The 23834-nt window shown below is 67.8% G+C and carries 17 protein-coding genes; 10 read left to right on the top strand and 7 right to left on the bottom strand.

Features of this window, described 5'->3' with window-relative positions:
• Window position 1: 1 nt before the first annotated feature.
• The 4 genes from AC07NI_RS21075 to AC07NI_RS21060 all read right to left on the bottom strand — a co-directional run bounded on the left by AC07NI_RS21075 (window position 2) and on the right by AC07NI_RS21060 (window position 6228).
• Window positions 2-1234, bottom strand: a complete 1233-nt coding sequence (locus tag AC07NI_RS21075; RefSeq protein ID WP_494622741.1) for an MFS transporter — start codon at window positions 1232-1234, stop codon at window positions 2-4.
• Complete coding sequence (locus tag AC07NI_RS21070; protein ID WP_494622739.1) at window positions 1234-2529, bottom strand: mandelate racemase/muconate lactonizing enzyme family protein; 1296 nt, start codon at window positions 2527-2529, stop codon at window positions 1234-1236. Before AC07NI_RS21070 ends, AC07NI_RS21075 begins: the two co-directional genes overlap by 1 nt.
• 82 nt (window positions 2530-2611) lie before the next feature.
• Window positions 2612-5458, bottom strand: coding sequence for a TonB-dependent receptor plug domain-containing protein (locus AC07NI_RS21065; RefSeq protein WP_494622737.1), 2847 nt, complete (start codon window positions 5456-5458; stop codon window positions 2612-2614).
• Window positions 5459-5505: 47 nt separating this feature from the next.
• The gene (locus AC07NI_RS21060) at window positions 5506-6228 is read right to left on the bottom strand and encodes a ribonuclease activity regulator RraA (RefSeq protein WP_494622735.1); all 723 of its coding nucleotides are present in this window, start codon (window positions 6226-6228) and stop codon (window positions 5506-5508) included.
• A 274-nt stretch (window positions 6229-6502) separates the two neighbouring features.
• On the opposite strand from AC07NI_RS21060, the gene AC07NI_RS21055 reads away from it, so the two are divergent.
• The gene (locus AC07NI_RS21055; RefSeq protein ID WP_494622733.1) at window positions 6503-7414 is read left to right on the top strand and encodes a LysR family transcriptional regulator; all 912 of its coding nucleotides are present in this window, start codon (window positions 6503-6505) and stop codon (window positions 7412-7414) included.
• A gap of 102 nt (window positions 7415-7516) precedes the next feature.
• Here the strand turns inward: AC07NI_RS21055 and AC07NI_RS21050 are convergent, their stop codons facing one another.
• Window positions 7517-7807, bottom strand: coding sequence for a c-type cytochrome (locus AC07NI_RS21050; RefSeq protein WP_494622731.1), 291 nt, complete (start codon window positions 7805-7807; stop codon window positions 7517-7519).
• A 117-nt stretch (window positions 7808-7924) separates the two neighbouring features.
• Window positions 7925-8557: a DUF2306 domain-containing protein gene (locus AC07NI_RS21045; protein ID WP_494622729.1), complete on the bottom strand. Its 633-nt coding sequence runs from the start codon at window positions 8555-8557 to the stop codon at window positions 7925-7927.
• Window positions 8558-8632: 75 nt separating this feature from the next.
• On the opposite strand from AC07NI_RS21045, the gene AC07NI_RS21040 reads away from it, so the two are divergent.
• A complete protein-coding gene (locus AC07NI_RS21040; protein WP_494622727.1) occupies window positions 8633-9424 on the top strand; it encodes a LytTR family DNA-binding domain-containing protein in 792 nt (263 codons plus the stop codon).
• 52 nt (window positions 9425-9476) lie between these two features.
• Here the strand turns inward: AC07NI_RS21040 and AC07NI_RS21035 are convergent, their stop codons facing one another.
• Window positions 9477-10490 (bottom strand): LacI family DNA-binding transcriptional regulator, encoded by a 1014-nt coding sequence (locus AC07NI_RS21035; RefSeq protein ID WP_494622726.1) that lies wholly within the window; start codon window positions 10488-10490, stop codon window positions 9477-9479.
• Window positions 10491-10626: 136 nt separating this feature from the next.
• Between AC07NI_RS21035 and AC07NI_RS21030 the strand changes: the two genes are divergently transcribed.
• The 8 genes from AC07NI_RS21030 (at window position 10627) to AC07NI_RS20995 (ending at window position 23833) form a co-directional block, all read left to right on the top strand.
• Window positions 10627-12075 (top strand): MFS transporter, encoded by a 1449-nt coding sequence (locus tag AC07NI_RS21030; protein ID WP_494622724.1) that lies wholly within the window; start codon window positions 10627-10629, stop codon window positions 12073-12075.
• A gap of 452 nt (window positions 12076-12527) precedes the next feature.
• Window positions 12528-15908, top strand: coding sequence for a TonB-dependent receptor (locus AC07NI_RS21025; protein ID WP_494622722.1), 3381 nt, complete (start codon window positions 12528-12530; stop codon window positions 15906-15908).
• A gap of 65 nt (window positions 15909-15973) precedes the next feature.
• Window positions 15974-17518, top strand: a complete 1545-nt coding sequence (locus tag AC07NI_RS21020; RefSeq protein WP_494622720.1) for a tryptophan halogenase family protein — start codon at window positions 15974-15976, stop codon at window positions 17516-17518.
• On the top strand, window positions 17515-18990 hold the full coding sequence (locus AC07NI_RS21015) for a tryptophan 7-halogenase (protein ID WP_494622718.1): 1476 nt from the start codon (window positions 17515-17517) through the stop codon (window positions 18988-18990). Before AC07NI_RS21020 ends, AC07NI_RS21015 begins: the two co-directional genes overlap by 4 nt.
• Window positions 18983-20023: a cupin-like domain-containing protein gene (locus AC07NI_RS21010; protein WP_494622716.1), complete on the top strand. Its 1041-nt coding sequence runs from the start codon at window positions 18983-18985 to the stop codon at window positions 20021-20023. Before AC07NI_RS21015 ends, AC07NI_RS21010 begins: the two co-directional genes overlap by 8 nt.
• A complete protein-coding gene (locus AC07NI_RS21005; protein WP_494622714.1) occupies window positions 20020-20736 on the top strand; it encodes a DUF6445 family protein in 717 nt (238 codons plus the stop codon). Before AC07NI_RS21010 ends, AC07NI_RS21005 begins: the two co-directional genes overlap by 4 nt.
• 174 nt (window positions 20737-20910) lie before the next feature.
• Window positions 20911-22929 (top strand): glycoside hydrolase family 97 protein, encoded by a 2019-nt coding sequence (locus AC07NI_RS21000; RefSeq protein WP_494622712.1) that lies wholly within the window; start codon window positions 20911-20913, stop codon window positions 22927-22929.
• A gap of 112 nt (window positions 22930-23041) precedes the next feature.
• Complete coding sequence (locus AC07NI_RS20995; protein ID WP_494622710.1) at window positions 23042-23833, top strand: ABC transporter permease; 792 nt, start codon at window positions 23042-23044, stop codon at window positions 23831-23833.
• Window position 23834: the final 1 nt, after the last annotated feature.

Raw genomic sequence — 23834 nt, 5'->3', positions numbered from 1 at the left:
ATCAGGTCTCCGTCACCGCGTACTTTTCACGGACCAGGACGAGGTAGCTGCCGACCCCCAGGGCGATGAAGACGACGATGGTCTTGATCGGGGCGTCGAAGCTCTTGGTGGTGTCGACCAGCCAGCCGGTGAGGATCGGGGCGACGATGCCGGCGGCGCTGGCGGCGAAGTTCTGGATGCCGACGATCCGTCCGATCGACGAGCCGGGGATCAGGGTCTGGGTCAGGGCCCAGTAGTTGGCGGTGGCCAAGCCGAGGCCGCTCAGCGACAGCACCGAGAAGGCCAGCGCCACGTTCAGCGAGGTCGCCTGGGCGCCGATCAGCACCGTGGTGGCCAGCAGGAAGCCGGCGATGGTGAAGGCCTTGCGGACCTTCACCGCGCCATGGCCGCGCCGGATCAGCATATCGGCCGCCCAGCCGCCCAGGATCGAGACCGTGGCCATGCCGGCGAAGCCGAAGGTGGTGAAGAGGCTGCTGGAGGCCAGGGACAGGTGGCGGGCCTCGTTGAAATAGGCCGGCATCCAGGTCAGGCAGAAATAGACGAAGTACATGTAGCAGAAGGTGCCGATCACCGTGCCCCACAGCACCGGGCTCTTCAGCAGACGGCTCATGGGCACGGTCGGCGCGGTGGTCTCTACGGCTTGGGCCGAGCCCGCGTCGGGCTTCACGAACAGCAGCCACGGGATCAGCCAGACCAGGGCGGCGACGCCCATGATCACGAACATCGCCTGCCAGCCGTGATGCTCGATCAGCCAGGCGGCGGCGACCGCGCCGATGGCCGGGCCGAACTTCGAGCCGGACATGAAGACGCCGATCGCCAGGCCTCGGCTGCGTTCCTCGAAGTTGAAGCGGATCCAGCGCATGCTGGCCGGGTGCATCACCGCCTCGCCGACGCCCAGCAGCATCCGGACGGCGAACAGGGCCGAGAAGCCGGTGGTCAGGGCGGTGGCGGCGGTCAGCAGGCTCCAGACCAGGAACCCGATCGCCATCGGCCGCTTGGAGCCGAAGCGGTCGACGATCCAGCCGGCCGGGATCTGCAACGCCGCGTACGACCAGAAGAAGGCCGAGTTGGTCAGGCCCCGGTCGGTGTTGCTGAGCTTGAAGAAGGCCTTGAAGTGCGGGTCGATCAGGGCGACCGACAGGTTCACGCGGTCGATGTAGGCGAACACCGCCGCCAGGGCCAAAAGCACGACGACGAGCCAACGGCCCGTGGTGGAATACGGTTTGCTGGTCATCAGCCCCACCACTTCTGGCCGGGCGCCAGGTGCGCCTCGACGATCTCGCGATTGAGCTCGACGCCGGTGCCCGGCTTGTCGCCGACCTTGACGTAGCCCTTGTCGATGTACGGCCCGTCCAGCTTGAGGACCTGGTCCATCCAGCCGCCCTCGCCGGTGACCGTCTCGCACATGACGAAGTCACGGATGGAGGCCGCCCACTGGCAGACCTGCCAGGTGTGCAACTGGCTGGCGGTGTTGTGGGTGGTCAGCGGGATCCCGTAGAGCGATGCGAGATCCGCGATGCGCTTGGTCTCCAGGAAGCCGCCGCTGTTGCGCAGGTCCGGATTGACCAGCTGGGTTCCCTGGTTGGCCAGGAAGGGCAGGAAGCCCTCGCGCCGCGCCAGGTTCTCGCCGGTCAGGATCGGCACCGGCGAGCGGGCGGCCAGGGTCTTCCAGGAGTCGCTGTAGTCGACGCCCAGCGGGTCCTCGAGCCACAGCGGTTTGACGGGGGCGACCACCTCGGCCAGCTGCAGGGCCGAGGGCAGATCCAGCTCCCAGTGGCAGTGGACCATCAGGTCATGGTCCCAGCCGATCGCCTCGCGCATGTTCTCGAAGGCCTGGCCGATCTGGCGCAGTTCCTGGGTGGTCAGGCGGCGGTTGCCGGGGTCCTTGGCCGCGTCGGGCAGGCCCTTGCCGGTCTCGCCGAACGCCAGGGTGCGGGGGATGTCGACCTTGTGGGCGGTGAAGCCGCTGGGATGGGCGGCGACCTTGGCGGCCCACTCGCGGCACGAGGCCTTGTCGAGCGGGTCGCGGGGCCGAGAATGGTCATAGACGCGCACCCGGTCGCGGAACCGTCCGCCCAGGAGCACGCAGGTGGGGGTCTCGAGCAGCTTGCCGGCCAGGTCCCACAGCGCCATCTCAAGGCCGCTGGACGCCCGCATCAGCTGGTGGGCCGAACCGTCCGTGCGCGAGCCGAACAGGCCCGAGGCGCCGTCGCCCATGAAGGTGTAGAGCTTGTCGATCTCCAGCGGGTCCTTGCCGATCAGAGCCGGCTTGATCGCCTCGATCTGCTCGGCCACGCCGACGCCGGGCGAGCCGTAGGCCTCGGCGACGCCGAAGGTGCCGTCCTTGGTCTCGATCTTCACATAGACATAGGTGCGGCCAGGGCCCTGCACCGTCATGGTCCGCACGTCGCGGATCACGGGGCGGACACGCTCGGCGGCGAGAGCCGGGGCGACGAGGCTGGCGGTTCCGGCCGTCGCGGCCAGGCGCAACAGGGTGCGGCGCGACCAGGGCTGGCGCTTGTCGAGCATCGGACTGCTCCTGTGAAATCGGGAACTTGAAAGCGCGAACGGCCGCCCGCGCGTGAAGCGCAGGCGGCCGCCGTAGTCGTCGCTAGAAGCGGGCGCGGACGCCCACCGTGTAGTAGCGGCCCATGATGTCCTGGCCGCCGGGGACCGGGAACGTCAGGCCGATCGAACCGGCCAGCGGCACGATCTCGGGCTTGGAGTTGGCCACGTTCTGGATCGTGACATAGGCGGTGGTGTTCTTGTCCGCGCCCAGCTTGTACTCGACATTGATGTCGGCCGAGTTGAAGGGGCGCACGTCCGGATCGACCCACACCTGACCGGGCGAGGTGATCTTGCTGAAGCCGCCCAGCCAGCGGTCCTGGACGCCGATCGCCAGGTCACCACGCTCGTAGCGCAGGATGCCGGTGATGCGGGCCTGCGGGGCCGAGACGGTGGTCAGCGGCGCGTTCGGGAAGGCTTGCGAGACGTTGGTCGGCTGGTAGTTGCCGAACAGGCGCGTCGTCCACGAGCCGCCCAGGGCCTGGAAGCGGTAGTTGACCTCGACGTCCCAGCCCTTGATCTCGGTGAAGGCCGTGTTGAGGCTTTGGTTGAAGACCTTGGTCGGGAAGTTGGCCGGCGTGTGGTCGCTGAACGGCAGCGGACGCTCGAACAGCGTGCAGTACTGCGAGCTGCCGCCCGAGTCCTCGCACAGGCGCTGGATGGTGTTGTTGCCGGCCGCGATCGCGCCGATCGCGTTGTCCATGCTGATCTTGTACCAGTCGACCGAGGCGTTGAAGCCCGGGAGGAAGCTGGGCGTGAACACCGCGCCGACCGTGTAGGTGCGGGCGACTTCAGGGACCAGGTCGGGGTTGCCCTTGGTCGAGATGAACACCGTGCTGCTGGTGCTGGTGTGCAGGTCGACGAAGCCGCTGACCGAGGCCTGCACCGGTTGGAACAGGTCGTTCAGCGTCGGCGCGCGGATGTCGCGCGACGTGGTCGCCCGGAACCGCAGGGTGTTGTTGACGCGATAGTCGAGGCCCGCCTTCCAGGTCTGGACGCTGCCCGAGGTGCTGTAGTCGGTGTAGCGGCCGGCCAGGTTCACATCCAGGCTGTTGACCAGCGGCAGGTCCTTCAGCAGCGGAATGGCCAGTTCGCCGGCGACTTCCCAGACGTTGTTCTTGGCCGTGACATTGGCCGAGACGGGCTGGGCCCACAGCGCCAGGGCCGGGTTGCAGATCCGCAGGCCGGTGCAGTCGACGGTGGCCGTCGGGCTGGCGTCGCTCCACACCGTGTACTTGTTCCAGCGCGCCTCGCCCGAGATGGCGAAGTTGATTGGGCCGGCCCAGTTGTGGAAGGCGGTGCCGGTGAAGCTGCCGGCCACGTCGTCCATGGTGTTGATGACGTTCTGGTGGGTGTTGTCGGTGAACCAGTCGAAGGCGTCCTGGCTGATCGCCGTCGGGCCGAAGGCGTTCAGCGGCACGCAGCCCTTGTAGGCCGCGGCGGTGGCGGCCTGGGTAGCGGCGTAGCACTGCACCGTCCCGCCGACCGTGACGGCGTCGAGGGCGGCGAACTGCTTCTGGTAGTTGGAGTTGTTGCGGCTCTCGACCATCAGGTCGTTGCGGCCGTGGGTGTAGGTCAGGTCCCAGCGGTAGTCGCCGAGGGTCCCGTTCAGGCCCGTGTTGAAGTTGGTGTATTCGTTGACGTTGCGCGTGCCGGTCAGGCCCTTGGGACCGGTGCTGATGATGTAGGTGCCCATCTGGAACGTGTTGGTCGCATCGGACAGGCCGTTGTCGCCCAGCGCCGTGCGCGTCGCCGCGTTCAGGAACGGGTTGTTCTTGTAGAAGGTGCTGGCCTGGCCGTTGCCGGGGGTCAGCTTGACCGGGAAGTGCCAGCCGCCCGAGTAGGCGTTGGCGTACGAGGCCTGGGCGTAGAACTGGACGTTGTCGGTCAGATCGAAGTCGAAGCGGCCGAACAGTTCGTCCTGGCGCATGGCCACCAGGGCGGTGGTGTAGCGGGCATAGGCGCCGTCGCCACCGACGTTCTGGTTGCCGGTGCCGGTCGTCTGGCCGGGCAGGAACGGACCCAGCACCCCGTTGCTGATGAACTGCTGGTTCAGCGCCGAGCACGAGTTGGTGCAGGCGGTGATCTTGCCGCCGAAGGCGCTGTCGCCGCGACGGACGTTCATCGAGGTGGTGAACGGCGCGGCGACCGTGCCGCTGCCGGTCAGGGTGTAGACGCCGCGGCCATAGGCGCGGTCGAAGTTGGAGACGTCGTCGGTTTCGCGACGCTGGTACGAACCCAGGACGTGACCCCGGCCGCCCAGCACGCTGGCGCCGCCGGCGATGCCGAACTTGTAGCTGTTGCCGTCGCCATAGGTGGAGATGCCGGCATTGGCCTCGATCTTCAGGCCGGTGAACTTCTTGTCGATGATGAAGTTGACCACGCCGGTGACGGCGTCCGAGCCGTAGACGGCCGAGGCGCCGCCGGTGACGACGTCGACGCGGCTGATCAGCATCTGCGGGATGGAGTCGACGTCGACCGTGCCGTTGGCGTTGGACGGCGTCAGGCGGTGGCCGTCCATCAGCACCAGGGTGCGCTGGGTGCCGAAGCCGCGCAGGGCCAGCACGTTCTGGGCCTGGTTGCCGGCGCCGTCGCCCGAGCGGGTCGGGATCGCCGAGCCCTGGAAGATCGGCAGCTTGTTGAGACCGTCCGGCAGGCTGCTGGGCGTGGTCTGCTGGATCTGTTCGGTCGAGACGACCGTGATCGGCGTCGGCGCGTTGGTGGCGATCGCGGTGATGCGCGAGCCGGTCACCGTAACGGCTTCGACGACCTGGGATTCATCGGGTTTGGCGGCTTCCTGTGCGGAGGCCTGTCCGTGGATCGCCAGAACAGCCGCCGAGACGCCAAGCAGTAATGCCGCGCGGTGCGCGGTGTGGTTCTTTTGAGTATGCATCAGTCACTCCCCTTTATTTATAGAGCTAGGATTCCCCTCCTGCTCGGTTATTGAGGCGACCTGGTCCTGCGCCAGTGGTCGAACTTTTCTTTGTTTTCTGGGTTAGTCATTGGGTACAGACCGATGATGGTCTGTCCCGCCTTGACCATGTCGACCACGAAGTCTTCGTAGAGGGTCATGGCCAGGGCCTCGTCGGCGAGATCCGCCGCGATTTCCGCTGGAACGACGATGACGCCGTCGGCGTCTCCGACGATCACGTCACCGGGGAACACCGGCGCGCCGCCGCAGCCGATCGGCGCATTGATGTCGATCGCCTGGTGCAGGGTGAGATTGGTCGGCGCCGAGGGGCGCTGGTGGAAGGCCGGCATTGCCATCTGCGCGATCTCGGCGCTGTCGCGGAAGCCGCCGTCGGTGACGACTCCGGCCGCGCCGCGCATCATCAGGCGCCGCACCAGGATGCCGCCGGCCGAGGCCGCGCGGGCGTCGCCGCGGCTGTCCATGACCAGCACGCAGCCGGGCGGACAGGCCTCGACAGCGGCGCGCTGCGGATGCTTGGGGTCCTCGAACACCTTGATGCCGTTGAGGTCCTCGCGGGCGGGGATGTAGCGCAGGGTGAAGGCGCGCCCGACCATGCTCTCAGTTATCGGGCCCAGCGGGCGCACGCCTTGAATGGCCTGGTTACGCAGGCCGCGCTTGTAGAGGGCGGTCGCCAGGGTCGGCGTGCTGACGCCCTTGAACTTGTCCAAAGTCGATTGATCGATCTCGATCACGCCGTCCCGCCCCCCAGCCTGGATGTTCTAGACCAATTGGCCTGACTTGATTGGCCAACTGGCCTGACCAGTGCGAGCGGAGCATCGTCGAGGACCTCATTTCGGTCCATTGCAAATTCATCATGGAGCCATACGGGTTTCGTATGTACCGCACGCTTGAAACGGCGTTGGGTTTACCAGATTTAACCGACAGGTCAGGCCAATCCCTTGTGGAGTCCGGCGAATTGTCCTTCAATTGTCCTGGTGGCGGGGACCACGGGGAGAACGACCAGCAATGCTGGAGCTGGGCCAGCTGGGATGCTTCGTCGCCGCCGCCGAGGAGATGCACTTCGGCCGCGCCGCCGCGCGCCTGAACACCACCCAGCCAACCCTCAGCCGCCAGATCCAGGCCCTGGAGCGGACGCTGCGGGTCGAGCTGTTCGAGCGCGCCAACCGCACCGTCAAGCTGACCCCGGCTGGCCGGGTGTTCCTGCCCGAGGCCAAGCGGATCCTGTTCCTGGCCGAGACCGCCACCAACCTGACCCGCCGCGCCTGGCAGGGCGAGGCGGGTGTGATCCGCCTGGGCTTCGTGGCCTCGGCCGGCTTCGTCGATCTGCCGATCATCCTGCGTCGGGCGGCCGAGGCGCTGCCCGACGTGCGCATCCATCTGAAGGAGATGACCTCCGCCGCCCAGCGTGACGCCCTGCTGGCCGACATCGTCGATGTGGCCGTGCTGCGGCCGCCCATTGACCACGGCAAGTTCGGGGTCCTGCCGCTGCGCACCGAGGCGTTCTTCGCAGCTCTGCACGTCGACGATCCGCGTGCGGAACTGGAGCAGCTGGAGCTACGCGACTTCGATCGCCAGCCCTTCATCATGTATTCGGTCGAGGGGGCCGGCTACAGCCACGCCATCCTGTCGGCGATGTTCGATCGAGCCGGGGTCTCGCCGACCATCACCTATCACCTGGACCAGAACCACACGATCCTGTCGCTGGTCTCGGCCGGCTTCGGCGCGGCCCTGGTGCCCGAGGGCGTGACGCGGCTGCGGCTCGACAACGTGGTCTTTCGCCCCGTGCGGCTCGAGCCCGAGCGGCCGCTGGAGATGTACATGCTGTGGCGGCGGCAGAACGACAATCCGGTGCTGCCGCGCTTCCTGGCGCTGTGCGAGGACTTGGGGCTGCCATCCCTTGAGAGACTTGGCGCCTGACACCAAAGAAAAGGCGCCGGACGAGCCGTCCGGCGCCGTAGTTTCTGGAAGGTTTGGGGGAACAGAAAAGCGGGCCTTCCAGAGAAACGGGAAAGGCTGGGATCAGCCCGGCTTGCCGTAGACCTTGGCGAGATAGGCCTGCACCTGCTTGGCGTCCTCGTCGGTCAGCTCGGCGCCGTTGCCGCGCATGCGCTCGATGATGCCGGCCCATTCCTTGGGCGTGTGGCGCGCTTCGGTGACCATGCCCAGGTCGTGGCACGACTGGCAGGCGCGGTTGACGATGGCCTTGCCGGGATCGGCGGCGGGCGGAGCGTCGGCGGGCGCGGCAATGGCGGCGCTGCTCGCCAGGAGCGCGCCGAGAACGAGCGCGGTCTTCAGAGATTTGCTGAGCATGGTCCCTAACGGTCTTCGAGTGTCGGCCTGCGCGTGGTGTTGCGTGAGGCTTGGCCTCCGCCCCATCCAAATTGGTCAGGCCACCATAGGGGCATCGTGGCGCAAATCCATTGCAATTCAATGATCGCCCGATACGCGCCGCGCATCATTCCGCAACAAACACTCGGCGATCAGCAGGTTGGGGACCCAGGCCAGGAACGAGATGGCGCGGTACCAGGGCAGGAACGGCAGGTCGAGGATCTGCACCGCCGGCAGGTAGAGCCGCAGGGTGACGGCCGCCAGGGTCAGGGCCCAGGAGCGGATCATCCAGCGGCGATGCTCTACGAAGCGCTGGTCCAGCGCCGCGCGCCAACCCAGCAGGTTCACGGCGATCCAGATCACCGCCAGGCTTCCGAAACCAGCTGTGGCAATAGGGCCGGCGAACGAGCCCGGCGCCAGGATCAGCCCCGCTCCGCCGCCGACCAGGCAGCCCAGCACATAGGCCCGCCCGACCCAACGGTGCGCGCCGATCCGGCGCAGTCCGGGCAGGAACTGGAATGAGCCGAGCAGCAAGGCGGTGACCGCGCCGGCGACGTGGACGAACAGCCAGGGCACGCCCAGCGGATTGCCCAGGGCCTCCTTCGGTGTCGTCGGCGGGTGCAGCAGGTAGCGGCTGGCGGCGTAGCCGGCGACGCCCAGGCAGAGAAGGGCGGCGATCGTCCAGAAGGCGCGGGCGGGCCAGCGCGGCGTGGGCAGGGTCGTGGTGGTCAAGGCTTGAGGTTCCCCATCTGGTTCGCCGAACCTCGTTGCGGCGATCGCCGGGGCTCGCTAGGCCTTGCTTCGTGAATGGCGCCGGGGCTGCGCGAACGGGATCGCGAGATGGGGCTGGGCCTGGACATGGGACGACGATGGGCGGTCGACCTGGCGGTGCTGATCGCTATCGGCCTGCTGATGGGCTTCCTCGGACCGTTCGGCTCCGAGCACATGCCGCTCGGGCGACGCTACGTCTACTGGATGGTCTGCATGGTCGGCAGCGGCGTGATCGGGGTCGCGCTGGACCAACTTCTGGCGCGGCGTGTGCCCGACACTTGGCCGCGCGTGGCCGTGGTCTCGATCGTGATGACGCCGCTGGCCTCGCTGCTGGTGATGACCGCCGCGGTGGTCATCTTCGGCGATCACTACAGCTGGAAGGGCTTCTGGCGGCTGCAGCGCCAGGTGCTGCCGATCGCCCTGGCCGTGATGGCGGTCCGCGCCCTGGTTTGGCGTCCCAGGCCCCCCAGGGTCGAGACCCGCACCGTCGTCGCCCCGCCCTTGCCCGAAGCGGAAGCGGCCTTCCGCAAGCGCCTCTCCGCCAAGCGCCGCACCGCCCGTCTGATCGCCGTCGAGGCCCACGACCACTACCTGAAGGTCCACACCGACGCCGGCGAGGAGCTGATCACCCTGCGCTTCGCCGACGCCCTGGCCGACTTGGAACGCGCTCACGGCTGGCGCGTCCACCGCTCCTGGTGGGTCGCGGCCGAGGCGGTCGAAGCCGTCCGCTGGCGTCGTGGCGCGGGCGAGGTCCGCCTCGCGGGCGGCCTGGAAGCGCCGGTCAGCCGGACCTACGCGCCAGTGCTGAAGGAAGCCGGCTGGTTCTGATTGTTTGGCGCGCGACGGGCGCCGAAACCGCGGACACTTTCGGCTGTCGCGCTTATGCCCCGCAGCTTTCCCGCACGATCAGGTCGGTCGGCAGGGTCTCCGGCCCGTGGTCGCCGTCCTGGTCGAGGATGCGGGAGACCAGCAGGCGGCCGGCCTTGGAGGTGTCCTGCTTGATGGTGCTGAGCGCCGGGGTCGAGAGGCGCGACAGCAGCATGTCGTCATAGCCGACCACCGAGACGTCTTCGGGCACCTTCATGCCGGCGCGTTGCAGGGCCCGGATGGCGCCGAGCGCGATCAGGTCGGACGAGGCGAAGATGGCGTCGAAGGTCGCGCCTCGGCGTAGCAGGCGGCTGACGGCGGCGTCGGCGGATTCCAGTTCGAAATCGACCGGCAGCACGAGGGAGGGCTCGGGCTCGAGGCCGCTTTCGCGCAGGGCGTCGAGATAACCCTCGCGGCGCTGGGTCGCCTCGGGGTGGGTTTCGCCGAGGAAGACGATCTTCTTGCGGCCCAGGCGCGCCAGGTGGAGCGTCGCGCGGCGGCCGCCTAAGAAGTTGTCCGAGCCGATCGAGCAATACTTCTGGCCGGGCAGCTGGGCGCCCCAGACCACGAAGCGGGCGTCGGTGGCGGCCAGCTGGTTAAAGGCCTCGTGCAGGTCGCCTTGGCCCAGGAAGATCGTGCCGTTGGCGCGGCTGGCGGTGACGGCCAGATAGAGGTCGTCATAGCTGGCCGGGGCAGTGTGGCTGACGGTGAAGTCGCAGCCGCGATCGCGGGCGGCCTCGCCGATATTGGCCAGCAGCTCCAGGAAGAACGGGTGCGACAGCGGTAGCGGGCGGCCGTGGGTGCGGGGCAGGACAATGGCGATCGCGCCCTCGGCTCCGATCGGCGCGGCCGGCATGTAGCGGCGGAACGAGTAGCCGCGCTCCTTGGCCAGGGCCCAGATCTTCTGCTTGGTCTTGGTGCTGATCGAATGGTGATCGTTCAGCGCCCGCGAGACGGTCGAGACCGACACGCCGGCGATCGTCGCCAGGTCTTCAAGCGTGATGTTGTTGCTGTTATCGTCCGCCATCGCGCTCTAACACATAAGAATAAGGCCGAAGGGCCGGGGGAACAGGAAGCCTTTGCCAGGAGAGCCGCAAGACCTCCGAAGCGCGGGCGCGACCGCGCCGCCGAAGGCCAATCTCAGCTTCCTTCAGATCTGGAACATGTGCTGTGGCCTGTTCGGCGTGCAGATCGTGTGGGGCCTGCAGAACGTCAACACCAGCCGGATCTTCCAGACCCTGGGCGCGGACGTCAACGAACTGGCCATCCTGTGGATCGCCGCGCCGATCACGGGCCTGTTGGTGCAGCCGATCATCGGTCATCTGAGCGATCGGACCTGGGGGCGCCTCGGCCGTCGCCGGCCCTATCTGCTGTACGGGTCGATCCTGACCACGGTGGCGCTGATCCTGACGCCCAACGCCCCGACCGTGCTGGCCGCGAGTCTCGCCCTGTGGCTGCTGACCGCCTCGATCAATGTCGCCATGGAGCCGTTCCGGGCCTTCGTCGCTGACTCGCTGCCGGACCAGCAACGGACCGCCGGCTTCGCCATGCAGGTGTTCTTCATCGGCGCGGGGGCGGTGTTCGCCTCGGCCCTGCCGTGGATCCTGACCCATTGGTTCGGGGTGTCGGGCCAGGCCGCGCCGGGCAGGCTGCCGCCCTCGGTGCACGCGGCCTTCTATGTCGGCGGCGCGGGCCTGATGATCGCGGTGCTGTGGACCGTGTTCACCACCAGCGAGACCCCGCCCGAGCGGCTGGCCGACGGCGCGCCGGTGATCGAGAGCCGCACGCCCTCGCCCGAGACCGTGCTGTGGATGCGCAACAGCGGTCTGTTGTGGATCGCCTCCGCCGCGATCGTCGGCCTGTGCGCCTTCCTGGGTCGCTGGGGGCGCGAGATCCACGTGCTGGCGCTGATGGCGGGCATCTTCGGCGCGGCCCAGCTGGCGACCAGCTGGCTGCGCGGCCAGGGCCGGACCTCGGTGGGTCTGTTCGAAGTGGTCGAGGACATCGTCCACATGCCGCAGGTGCTGAAACGCCTGGCCGTGGTGCAGTTCTTCACCTGGTTTGGGCTGTTCGCTCTGTGGATCTACGCCACCCCCGCCGTGACCGCCCGCCACTATGGCGCGGTCGACACCACCTCGGCGGCCTATAACGCCGGGGCCGATTGGGTGGGGGTGCTGTTCGCCGGCTATAACGGCGTCGCCGCCCTGGCGGCCTTCGCTCTGCCGCTGCTGGCGAGGCGTCTGGGACGTCCGGTCAGCCACGCGGTGTGCCTGGCGTTGGGGGCGCTGGGCTTCGCCGGCTTCGTGCTGATCGACGATCCGATGCTGCTGTGGATCCCGATCATCGGCATCGGCCTGGCCTGGGCGTCGATCATGTCCGCGCCCTACGCCATGCTCTCCAGCGCCGTGCCGCCGGGCAAGATGGGCGTCTATATGGGCATCCACAATCTGTTCCTGGTGATCCCGCAGCTGGTGGCCGCCACCGTGCTGGGCGCGGTGGTCAGCCGCCTGCTGGGCGGCCAGGCGATCCTGGCCCTGGCCCTGGCCGGCGGCGCCTTCGCCATCGCCGCCGTGCTGGCCTTGACCATCCAGGACCACGCCGAGCGCGGCTGATCCAGGCCTGCCTGATTTTGCGATGCGCCCCATCATGGAGTGTGACTATCCGCTCAGCGCAAAAATTGCGCAACCCTTTTGCGTAACGCGGGTCTCAACGCCTTGCTGGGCAAGGGGTTTGCGTGTCTTTGCGCGGCTTTTTGCGTAAATTTCCGTAACGCTGCTATTGCAACACGCGCAAATTGGCGCAAAAACAACGCAACACGAGAGCGCGGCGGTCCCCGGTGATTGCCCAGAATTGCGCAAAAATTGCGTAAATCTCTCGCGGGGGAAACGAAGGAGGGAACGGCGCCGCAAGGCGTCCGTCCGGTTGGCGAGCGCGCAGCTCGGGCCGGACCATCGACATCGCAAGACCAAAGAAAGCGCCCGGCCCGATCGGTGGGACCGGCGCGAGACGAACACAAACGACCCGCGATCAGGCGCGGGCAAACAAGACGTTAGGGAGCAGAGGGATGAGGAAGTTCGATTTCGGCCCCGGCCGGAAGACTGTCCTGCGGGGGACTGTTTCGCTGGTCACTCTAGTGGCCGTTGGGGCCGCTCTAGGCGCAGCCGGCACGGCCTACGCGCAGGAGACCGCCAAGAGCGATCCGAACGACACCGTCGACGAGGTCGTCGTGGTGGGCGTGCGCAAGTCGCTGGAAAGCGCGCAGCTGATCAAGAAGAACGCCGACACGGTGGTCGACTCGATCACCGCGACCGACATCGGGGCGTTCCCCGACAAGTCCGTGGCCGAGGCGCTGCAGCGCGTGCCCGGCATCACCGTTTCCCGCCTGCAGTCCAGCGACGACAGCTCGCACTTCTCGGCCGAGCCGGCCAGCGTGCTGATCCGCGGCCTGACCCAGGTGCGCACCGAGTTCAACGGCCGTGACAGCTTCTCGGCCGACGCCAATCGCGGCCTGAACTTCAACGACATCTCGCCGGAACTGATGGCCGGCGTCGACAGCTACAAGAACCAGACGGCCGAGATGATCGAGGGCGGCATCGCCGGCACGGTCAACCTGCGCACCCGTCTGCCGTTCGACAGCAAGAACCAGGTGATCTCGGTCACAGGTAAGGCCAACTACGGCGACAAGTCCGAGAAGACCACCTACGAATATTCCGGCATCATCACCAAGACCTGGGACACCAGCATCGGCCGCGTCGGCCTGATGGCCAACTACGCCAACTCGCACGTCCTGACCCAGACCGAGGGCGTGGTCATGCAGCGCCTGGGCACCTTCTGCTCGGCCGGCTACCAGGACGCGACGGGCAAGCCGATCGTCAAGTCGGACGGCACCATCGCCTGTACGGCCAACCCGTACGGCGGTTCCAGCTGGGTGTTCATCCCCGACCAGGTCAACTACTCGCAGGTCGTCTACGACCGTAAGCGCCACGGCACGGCCCTGGCCTTCCAGTACGAGAACAACGAAGGCAACGTCCGCTTCTCGGCCCAGTACAACGACAGCTACTACAAGAACGCCTGGCTTGAGCGCAGCGTGAACGTGGTGGGCTTTGGCCTGTGGGCCTCGCCGGCCTTCTCGCCACAGACCACGGCCTTCCTGGCTCCGGCGGCCGGCACTTCGGCCTTCACCTTCGGCCAGGACGGCATGCTGACCTCGGGCGTCCTGACCCAGCCGATGGGCGACTGGGGCGGCAGCACGGCCGACAACATCGCCCGGGGTTCGGCCGTCGCCGGTCTGCCGTTCGTCAACTATTGCGGCGCCGGCGCGCCCGCCTGCGCCAGCCAGCGCGAAGGCCTCTACATCGAGAACCAGGCCCGGAACTTCAACCACTCCGAAGGCACCAAGGACTTCTCGACCCACCTGGACTGGGACGTCTCCGACAAGCTGAAGACCAGCTTCGACACCCAGTACATCAAGGCCACGACCAACAACTACGACATCCTGGTCGCCAACCGCACGATGGCCGACGCCAAGTACGAGGTGAACAAGGACGGCACGCCGAAGATCACCCTGCTGCCGGGTTCGAACGTCAACTACGCCACGGGCGGCCTCGCCAACCCGCACAACTACTGGATCCCGTTCATCCAGGACCACTACGAGGACAACGACGCCAAGGAACTGGCCCTGCGCGCCGACGCCGAATACAGCTTCGGAGGCGGCGGCTGGCTGAACTCGCTGAAGGTGGGCGTGCGCTACGCCGACCGGAAGCAGAACGTCCGCTACTCGACCTACAACTGGTCGCCGGTGGCCGCGCCGTGGAACTGCAACGGCCCGGGCTTCAACGTCGACAACACCACCCCGACCCCTTACCCGGCCGCCTGCGGCCGCACCGACACCTTCCAGGGCTATGGCAAGGGCATCTGGACGACGACCGGTCTGGGCGACTTCTACAACGGCGACGTCTTCCCGAACGGCGACATGGTGTTCCTGAGCAAGGATACGCTGGCCGACCACGACGGGCTGATCAAGGCGCTGTCGGGCAAGACCACCAACTCGCCCATGCAGTGGACCCCGCTGTGCGAGCGCACCACCAACACCGAAGGCTGCTTCATCGCGCCCGAGATGCTGAAGGTACAGGAGAAGACCAAGGCCGCCTACGCGATGCTGCGGTTCGGCGGCGACGACAAGACGATCTTCGACGGCGTCACCGTCCAGGGGAACGTCGGTCTGCGCTACGTCCACACCGACGTGTCCAGCTCGGGCGGCGTCGCCTTCCCGGTCAACACCTGGTACACGACCGCGGCCGCCGTGCCGTGCTCGACGCCGCTGTCGGGCGGCAATGTCACCAACATCTCGTGCTGGCTGAAGCCCGAGCTGCTGGCCTTCTCGAACGGCGGCTCGGCGCTGAACGACTACGGCCAGACGCACGACAACTGGCTGCCCAGCTTCAACGTTCGCTTCGGCCTGACCGACAAGCAGTTCGTCCGCTTCGCCGCCTCGCGCGCCCTGTCGCGTCCGGACTTCGGCCTGCTGCGCAACTTCGTCGGCGTGCAGAGCCCGGCCATCAACACCGGTCCGGACTCGCCGTACATCATCTGGAACGACCCCAACGCCCCGCACACCGCGGCCAACGTGAAGGGCTATAACTTCCAGTTCAACGCCGACTCCGGCTACGCGGCGCTGAAGCCGATCACGGCCGACCAGTTCGACGTGACCTACGAGAACTACTTCACGCCAAGCAGCTCGTTCACGGCGGCGCTGTTCTACAAGAAGCTGAACGGCTCCATCGCCTACGGCGAGTTCCTGCGCTCCTTCACCAACAACGGCTCGACCCAGAACGTCCTGGTTCGCGGCCCGCGCAACGGTGACGGCGGCGGCGAGCTGAAGGGCTTCGAGGTCGCCTACCAGACCTTCTTCGACTTCCTGCCGGGGATCTGGAGCGGCCTGGGCTTCCAGGCCAACTGGACCCACACCAAGCAGTCGGGGATCAGCAACTCCAACCTCGCCAACCAGCCGGGCTACGCGGCCGGCGGCACCGTCGCCTTCGGCGGCGGCCTGCAGGTCAACGGCCAGGTCATGGACAGCCACCGCCTCGCCGGCATCTCGGACAACGCCTACAACATCGTGGGCCTGTACGAGAAAGGCCCGATCGCGATGCGCCTGGCCTACAACTGGCGTTCGAAGTTCCTGACCAACAACCTCGACTGCTGCATCGGCATGCCGATCTACCAGAAGGCCGCCGGCTTCCTGGACGGCTCGATCCGCTGGTCGGTCAACGACAAGGTCGAGGTGTCGCTGGAAGGCTCGAACCTGCTCAACACCACCTCGGTGTTCCAGCAGCAGGTGTTCGGCGACAGCGGCCTGACGCCCAACGCCAAGGCCGTCGTCAAGGACACGGGCTGGATCCGCAACGACCGCCGCGTCCAGTTCGGCGTCCGCTTCAAGTACTAGTCGCTACAGGGCTCGCGCCGCTACGGTCCGCCGTGGCGGCGCGGGTTCCAGCTTGAGGTCCGACCATGCGGACAGAGAACAGGTTCAGAGTCGTTATCGTCGGCGGAGGCACGGCGGGATGGATGTGCGCGGCCGGCATGGCCCGCCTTCTGGACGCCCGCGACTACGCCGTGACCCTGGTCGAGTCCGACGAGATCGGCACGGTGGGGGTCGGCGAGGCCACCCTGCCGCACATCAAGACCTTCAACGACATGCTGGGGCTCGACGAGGTCGAGTTCCTGCGCGAGACCCAAGGCACGTTCAAGCTCGGCATCGAGTTCCGCGACTGGGGCAAGCCGGGCGACCTCTACCACCACCCGTTCGGCACGTTCGGCGAGCCGTGGGCGGGGGTCGATTTCCAGCATCACTGGACGCGCGCCAGGCTGGCCGGGCTCGATCCGGCCCCGCTGCAGGCCTATTCGTACGCCGTGGTCGCGGCCCGCGCCAACGCCTTCGAATTCCCGAACGAGGATCAGAAATCGATCCGTTCGACCTATGCCTACGCCTACCATTTCGACGCCGGCCTCTATTCCGCCTACCTGCGCCGCTGGGCGACGGCGCGCGGGATCACCCGGATCGAGGGCCTGGTCCAGGACATCGCCCAGGACGGGGAGACCGGTCACGTCACCGGCCTGACCCTGAAGTCGGGCCAGCGCATCGAGGGCGACCTCTTCATCGACTGCACCGGCTTCCGCTCGCTGCTGCTGGGCGGGTTGATGAAGGCCGAGTGGGACGACTGGACCAAGTGGCTGCCGTGCGATCGCGCCATGGCCGTGCCGTGCGGCCGGGCCGGCGACTTCAGCCCCTACACTCGCTCCACCGCCCAGGAGGGCGGCTGGATCTGGCGGATCCCGCTGCAGCACCGCACCGGCAATGGCTATGTGTTCTCCAGCGCCTTCATGGACGAGGGGAAGGCCCGCGACACCCTGCTGGCCCAGCTGGACGCCCCGGCGCAGATGGAGCCGAAGCTGCTGCGCTTCGCCGCCGGCCGTCGCAAGGCTGGCTGGACCGGCAATGTCGTGGCCATGGGGCTCGCGAGCGGTTTCCTGGAGCCGCTGGAAAGCACCAGCATCTTCCTGATCCAGGCGGCGGTGGTCGACCTGATCAATCTGATGCCGACGAAGCGGACGGGCATGGACCCGCGCCTTGCCTCCGAGTTCAACCGCCTGTTCGAGATCCAGTACGACCGGGTCCGCGACTTTCTCATCCTGCACTACCGCCTGAATCAGCGGGTCGGGCAGCCGCTGTGGGATCACGTGCGGACCATGCCGATCCCGGCCAGCCTGGAGGAGAAGCTGGCCCTGTTCGAAGGCCGCGCCGGCCTGCCGGACTACAAGTACGGCCTGTTCTCGCGCGACAGCTGGCTGTCGGTGCTGGAAGGGCAGGGGATCGCGCCGCGCGCCTATGACCGCCTGGCCGAGGTTATGCCGCTGGACGTGCTGGCGTCGAAGCTGGCGGATCTGAAGACGCGGATCGACACGAACGTGGCGGCGATGAGCTCGCATGCGGACTTCATCGCGCGGTATGCGCCGGGCGCCGTCGAAGCCCCGCGAAAGGCGGTGGCCCAGTGAGCGCCGCGCCGAACTCCGTCGTCGTCGTGGGCCGCGACGCCCCGTTGTGGCTGTCCGCCGCCGTGCTGCGCGCGGCGCTGGAGCCGGCTGGCATGGCGGTCACGGCGGTGGAGCTGCCCAGCCGCCTCACACTGGCCAGCGTCCACGCGACCCTGCCGGCGCTGGAGGCGCTGCACAATCTCCTGGGCCTCGACGAGTCGGCGCTGCTGCGCGGCGTCGGCGGGACCTTCTCGCTGGGCGGCAACTTCGTCGATCTGACGGGCCAGGCCCCGGCCTTCTTCCACGCCCACGGGGCGCACGGCGCGCCGATCGATGGCCGCGACTTCTTCCCCTACTGGCTGAAGGCGAGAGCCTTGGGTCTGAACGCCGAGTTCGCCGACTTCTCGCTGACCGCCGCTGCCGCGCGCCACGGCCGGTTCGTGATGCCGGACGAGGAGACCGAGGTCTTCGGCCGCACGGACTACGGCTACCACCTGCCGGCCCTCGCCTATGCCGGCGTTTTGAAGAGCCTCGCCGTCCGGCGCGGCGTCGAGGCGCATCAGGCGTTGAGCGTCGCGGTCGAGCGCACGGAGGCTGGCGACGTCGCCGCCCTCGATCTCGGCGAAGGCCGTCGGATCACCGGCGACCTCTTCATCGACGTCGAAGGCGTGGTCGACAGCCCACGCGAGGCTTGGAGCTTCCCGGCCGACCGCGTGCTGACCGCCCTGGCTCCGGCCTTCCCGTCGATCCCGGCCTATGCCGAAACCCGCGCCTGGGCGCGCGGCTGGACGGCCCTGCATCCGGCCCAGAACGCCACTCATATCGTCCAGGTCTACGCATCCGATCTATGTACGGATGAAGAGGCGCTGCAGGCCGCCAGCGCCGCCTCCGGCCTGCCGATCCAGGACGCCTCCGTGCGCGCCGTCGCGCCCGGCCGCCGCCTGTCGGCCTGGGACCGCAATGTCGTCGTCCTCGGCGAGGCGGCCTGCGTGTTCGACCCGCTACACGGCGTCGACCTGCACGCGGTGCAGATGGGGCTGGTCCAGCTCTTGGCCCTGTTCCCGGTCTCGGGCGACTGGGCCTGGGAGCAGGCCGCCTACAACCGCGCCATGGCCGAGCAGTTCGAGCGGGTGCGCGACTTCCAGCAGCTGCACTACGCCCTGAACCGCTACGGCGCTTCGGACTTCTGGACCCGCGCCCGCCAGGCGCCGGTCTCCGCCGACTTGGCCCACATAATCGCCACGTTCCGAGCGCGGGGCGAGATCGCGCCGTTCGAGCACGACAGCTTCCCGGCCGATAGCTGGAGGGCGCTGTTCGTCGGCCACGGCGTCACGCCCGACAGCCACGCCCCGGGCATCGACGCGACCGCGCCAGAGCTGATGAAGCACGAGTTCCGCCGCATCCTGGGCTTCATCAAGGACCAGGTCGAACGCCAGCCGACCCACGACCTCTATCTGGAGAGCTTCTGCGGCCGGGAGCCCGTCCATGGATAGCGGCCTCTCCATCGATCCGACCCTGAGCCTGGAAGCCCTGCCGCGCGTGGCCGCCGTCGCCGCGCCCTCGCCGGAGGCCTTCGAGCGCATCGTCGCGGCTGAGGCGCCGGTGGTGATCAAGGGTCTGCTCGAGACCTGGCCCGCGCTCGCGGCCGGTCGTTCGCCCGCGACCATGAACGCCTACCTCAAGGCCATGGACAGCGGCTTGCCGGGTCCGGTCATGGAGGCGCCGGCCTCGACCAACGGCTGGTACGCCTACGGTCCAGACCTGCGCGAGTTCAGCTTCTCCAAGCGCAACGCCGGGATCAGCCAGACGCTGGACCGTATCGAAGCCCTGCTGGGCCAGAAGGACGCGCCGTTCGTGGCCATCCAGATGCTGCCGCTGGCTACGCACATGCCCGAGTTCGTGCGCCAGAACCCGATGCCACTGGTCTCGCCCAAGGTCATGCCGCGCCTCTGGGTCGGCGGGCCGCTACGGACCCAGACCCACAACGACCGCGACCATAACCTGGCCTGCGTGCTCGCCGGCCGCCGGCGTTTCGTGCTGTTCCCGCCCGAGCAGGTGTCGAACCTCTATGTCGGCCCGCTGGAGAACCCGCCGCCGCTGTCGCTGGTCGACCCGGAGGCGCCCGACCTCGCCCGCTTCCCGCGCTACCGCGACGCCTACGCCGTCGCGCGGGTGGCGTGGCTGGAGCCGGGCGACGCCCTCTTCATGCCCAAGCACTGGTGGCACCACGTCACCTCGCTCGAACCCTACAACGCCATGGTCAACTACTGGTGGGGCGACACGGCCGTCGGCCTGGAGCGGCCGGTCGACGTCTTCCAGATCGCCCTGCTGGCCCTGAAGGATCTGCCCGAGGGCGAGAAGGCCTACTGGCGCGAGATGTTCGCCACCTATGTCTTCGGCGATCGCGGCGAGGCGACGGCGCACATCCCCGAGGCCCTGCGTGGGGCGCTCGGCACACTCAGCCCCGCCCAGCGCAACGCCCTGAAGCAGCAGCTGAAGATGGCCGTGCTGAGGTCGCCGACATGACCGTCGCGACCGCCGTCAAACCCCTGCTGCTGGGGCCGAACATCAGCGTCCGCCTGCGCAAGATCGGCGCCGAGCAGCAGCCGCTGCTGATCGTCGACGACGTGTTGGCCGATCCGCACGCGATGATCGACGCCGCCCGCGCCGCCGACTTCTACCGCCCGCCGCACACCAACTATCCCGGCCTCAACGCCAACCTGCCCGAAGCCTACTACCGCACCGTGGTCACCGCCCTGCGTGGTCCGATCGAGGCGGCGTTCGGGGTGTCGGCCAGCGCGGTGCTGAAGTTCTTCGGCTTCTTCGCCCTGGCCACGACGCCGGCCTCGGCCGCGACGCCCGTGCAGACGCTCCCGCACCTGGACGGGCCGGACCCCCGCCGCCTGGCCATGGTCCACTACTTCAGCCAGGGCGAGTTCGGCGGCACCGGCTTCTTCCGCCACCAGGCCACCGGCTTCGAGTCGATCGACGCCAGCCGCATGGACGCCTACGCCGCCGCGCTCGAGGCCGAGATGACCCACGAGCGCCGCACGTTCGCCGGCGCCGGCACGCCCGGCTACGACCTGATCGACCAGGCCGAAGCCGTCTTCAACCGGCTGATCATCTATCGAGGCCATGTCCTCCACGCCGGCCTGCTTGGCCAGGGCGGCGGATCGGCCGATCCCGCCACGGGCCGGCTGACGGCCAACGGCTTCATCGAGGCGGTCGACACCGGATAGCGCCCGCCTCGCAACCCTCGTTCGATCTTCGTCCTGGCGCGGGCAATCCGGCGCGCGCTCCGAAGACCTTTTGCGTTCGATCGGCCCGAGTGTTGGGCCGGTTCAAGTCCTCCCCCTGCGCCTCCGGCTCCGATCCTGCGGAGCCGGGGCGCCCTTTTCGAAGAAAGACTGTCGATGAGCTTCCGAACCCTGGCCCTGCTGGCCGCCCTGGCCTCGCCGGCGATCGCTCAGGCCGCGGAACGCGAGTGCGCCCAGTCGCCGGGCAAGGTGATCGAGGTGTGCGTCTTCACCAAGGACGGTCAGGTCTTCTACGAGGTGAGCAAGGGCGGCAAGGTCGTGCTGGCGCCGGGGGCGATGGGCCTGACCTTCGCCGGCGAGGCGCAGGCGCGCTATTCGGGCGTCACCGCCGCCAAGCGCTCGGCCAGCGACACCAGCTGGGAGCAGCCCTGGGGCGAGCAGCGGCTCATCCGCGACAACCATTCCGAACTGACCGTCTCCCTGGCCGGCGACACGCCGCTGAACCGCAGCGTCGACGTCACCTTCCGCCTGTTCGACGACGGCCTGGGCTTCCGCTACGCCTACACCGCCATCCCGGCCGGCCAGGCCGTGGCGGTCACCGACGACCGCACCGAGTTCAAGCCGGTCGGGGCCTATGACGCCTGGTGGTACGAGGCGCTGGGCCAAGAGCGCGACGAGTACCTCTACAAGCAGACCGACGCGCGCCGCATCACCCTGGCCGAGACGCCTTTGACGATGCGCGAGAAGGGCGGGCTGCACCTGTCGATCCACGAGGCGGCCCTGGTCGACTTCCCGTCGATGCTGCTCGCGGGCAATGGCGCGGGGACCTACAAGGCCAAGCTGATGCCGTGGCAGGACGGGACCCTGGCCAAGAAGACCGGAGCCTTCACCACGCCCTGGCGCACCGTGCTGATCGGCGACAGCGCCGGCGCCCTGGCCGACAGCCGTATCGAGCTCAATCTCAACGAGCCCAGCAAGATCGCCGACACCTCGTGGATCAAGCCCGGCAAATATGTCGGCGTCTGGTGGGAGATGCACCTGAACCGCTCGACCTGGGGCAGCGGCCCGATCCACGGCGCCAACACCGCCAATGTCGAGCGCTACATGGACTTCGCCGCCAAGTACGGCTTCGACGGCGTGCTGGTCGAGGGCTGGAACAAGGGCTGGGACGGCGACTGGATCAGCAACGGCGAGAAGTTCAGCTTCACCCAGAGCTATCCGGACTTCGACATCAAGGCGATCACCGAGTACGGCCGCAAGAAGGGCGTCAAGCTGATCGGCCACAACGAGACGGCCGGGGCGGTGGTCAACTACGAGGCCCAGCTGGAAGACGCCATGAAGCTCTATGAGAGCGTCGGGGTCAGCCAGGTGAAGACCGGCTATGTCCGCCACAGCGGCACGATCCTCGACCAGGACGGCCAGCAGCAGTGGTTCGCCGGCCAGTACATGGTCCGCCACAACCTGCACGCCGCCCAGGTGGCGGCGACCCACAAGATCTCGATCGACGCCCACGAGCCGGTCAAGGACACCGGCCTGCGCCGTACCTGGCCCAACATGCTGAGCCGCGAGGGCGCGCGCGGGCAGGAGTTCAACGCCTGGGGCGATCCGACCAACCCGCCCGAGCACACGGTGATCATCCCGTTCACCCGCATGCTGGCCGGGCCGATGGACTTCACGCCGGGGATCATGGACGTGATCCACGGCAAGACCGAGCTGACCCGCCGCGGCCAGTCGACCATCGCCGTGCAACTGGCGCTGTATGTCGTGCTCTACAGCCCGATCCACATGGCCGCCGACCTGCCGGAGAATTACGAGGCCCGGCCGGACGCCTTCCAGTTCATCCGCGACGTGCCGACCGACTGGGAGACATCCAAGACCCTGCAGGGCGAGGTCGGCGACTACATCGTCGTGGCCCGCCAGCCGCGCGGCGGCAAGGACTGGTTCCTGGGCGCCCTGACCGACGAGGCGCCGCGCAAGCTGAGCCAGAAGCTGGACTTCCTGGCTCCCGGCAAACGCTATGAGGCCCAGATCTACAAGGACGGTCCCTGGGCCGACTACCGCACCAACCCCGGCGCCCTGACGGTGGAGAAGAAGGTGGTCACGGCCAAGGACAGCCTGGACTTCGACATGGCTGCCGGCGGCGGGACGGCGGTCCGGTTCAAGGCGCTCGACTAAAGTTTTTACGCAACACGACGTTCAGCGACCTTCCAAAGCAATTGTCGGCGCGCGCGGGGCTCTGTAAGCAAGCCCCTTGCTAACCGCCGAGAGGCGCTTTGGAAGGTTACGGATGCCGAGTCCCTTGATGGCGGCGCTGAAGGATGTGGGAGACGGCGTCCGTCTCGCGCCCCTGTGGTGGCGGCTCGGCCTGGACCAGACGGCCTCGCGCTTCCAGCGCTCGATCCTGGGTCCGTTCTGGATGGCCTGCAACCTGCTGGTCGTCGCCTTCGCCCTGGCCTTCCTGGTCAGCGCCCTGATGGGCGTGGATATGTCGAAGAGCTATCCGCAGGTGGTCGCGGGCCTGCTGGCCTGGTCGCTGGTCGGCACCACCATCGCCGAGGCCCAGGCGATCTTCCTCTACAACGCCGGCCTGATGCAGAGCCAACGCCTGCCGCTGAGCTTCTACGTCTTCCTGCACGCCCAAAAGGCGGCGACCAACTTCCTGTTCCAGGCGATCGCGTTCTGGGCGGTGATGCTGGTCATCGGCCGGTTTTCCGTGCCGCACTGGACGCTGATCCCGGCCGTCGCCCTGATGCTGCTGATCGTCTGCCTGCAAGGCTTCATCATCGCCATCCCGTCGACCCGCTTCCGCGACGTGGCCTATATGATGAGCTACGTGGTCCAGCTGTTGTTCTACGTGACGCCGGTGTTCTGGATGACCGCCAATGTCAGCGCCAAGCACCGCTGGGTGGTCGAGCTGAACCCGCTGGCCCACCAGGTGGAGCTGCTGCGCGCGCCGCTGACCGGCCACGCCCCCGCCGCTCTCGACTGGTACTGGACGCTGGGCACCACCGGTGTCCTCGCAATCGTCGCCCTCGCGCTGCTGGCCATGTTCCGCAAGCGCGTGGTCTTCTGGCTGTAGG

The sequence above is a fragment of the Caulobacter sp. GW821-FHT10E02 genome (assembly GCF_059415225.1).
Note: the sequence above shows the minus strand (reverse complement) of the source record. Positions and strands in the feature narration are given on the sequence as shown.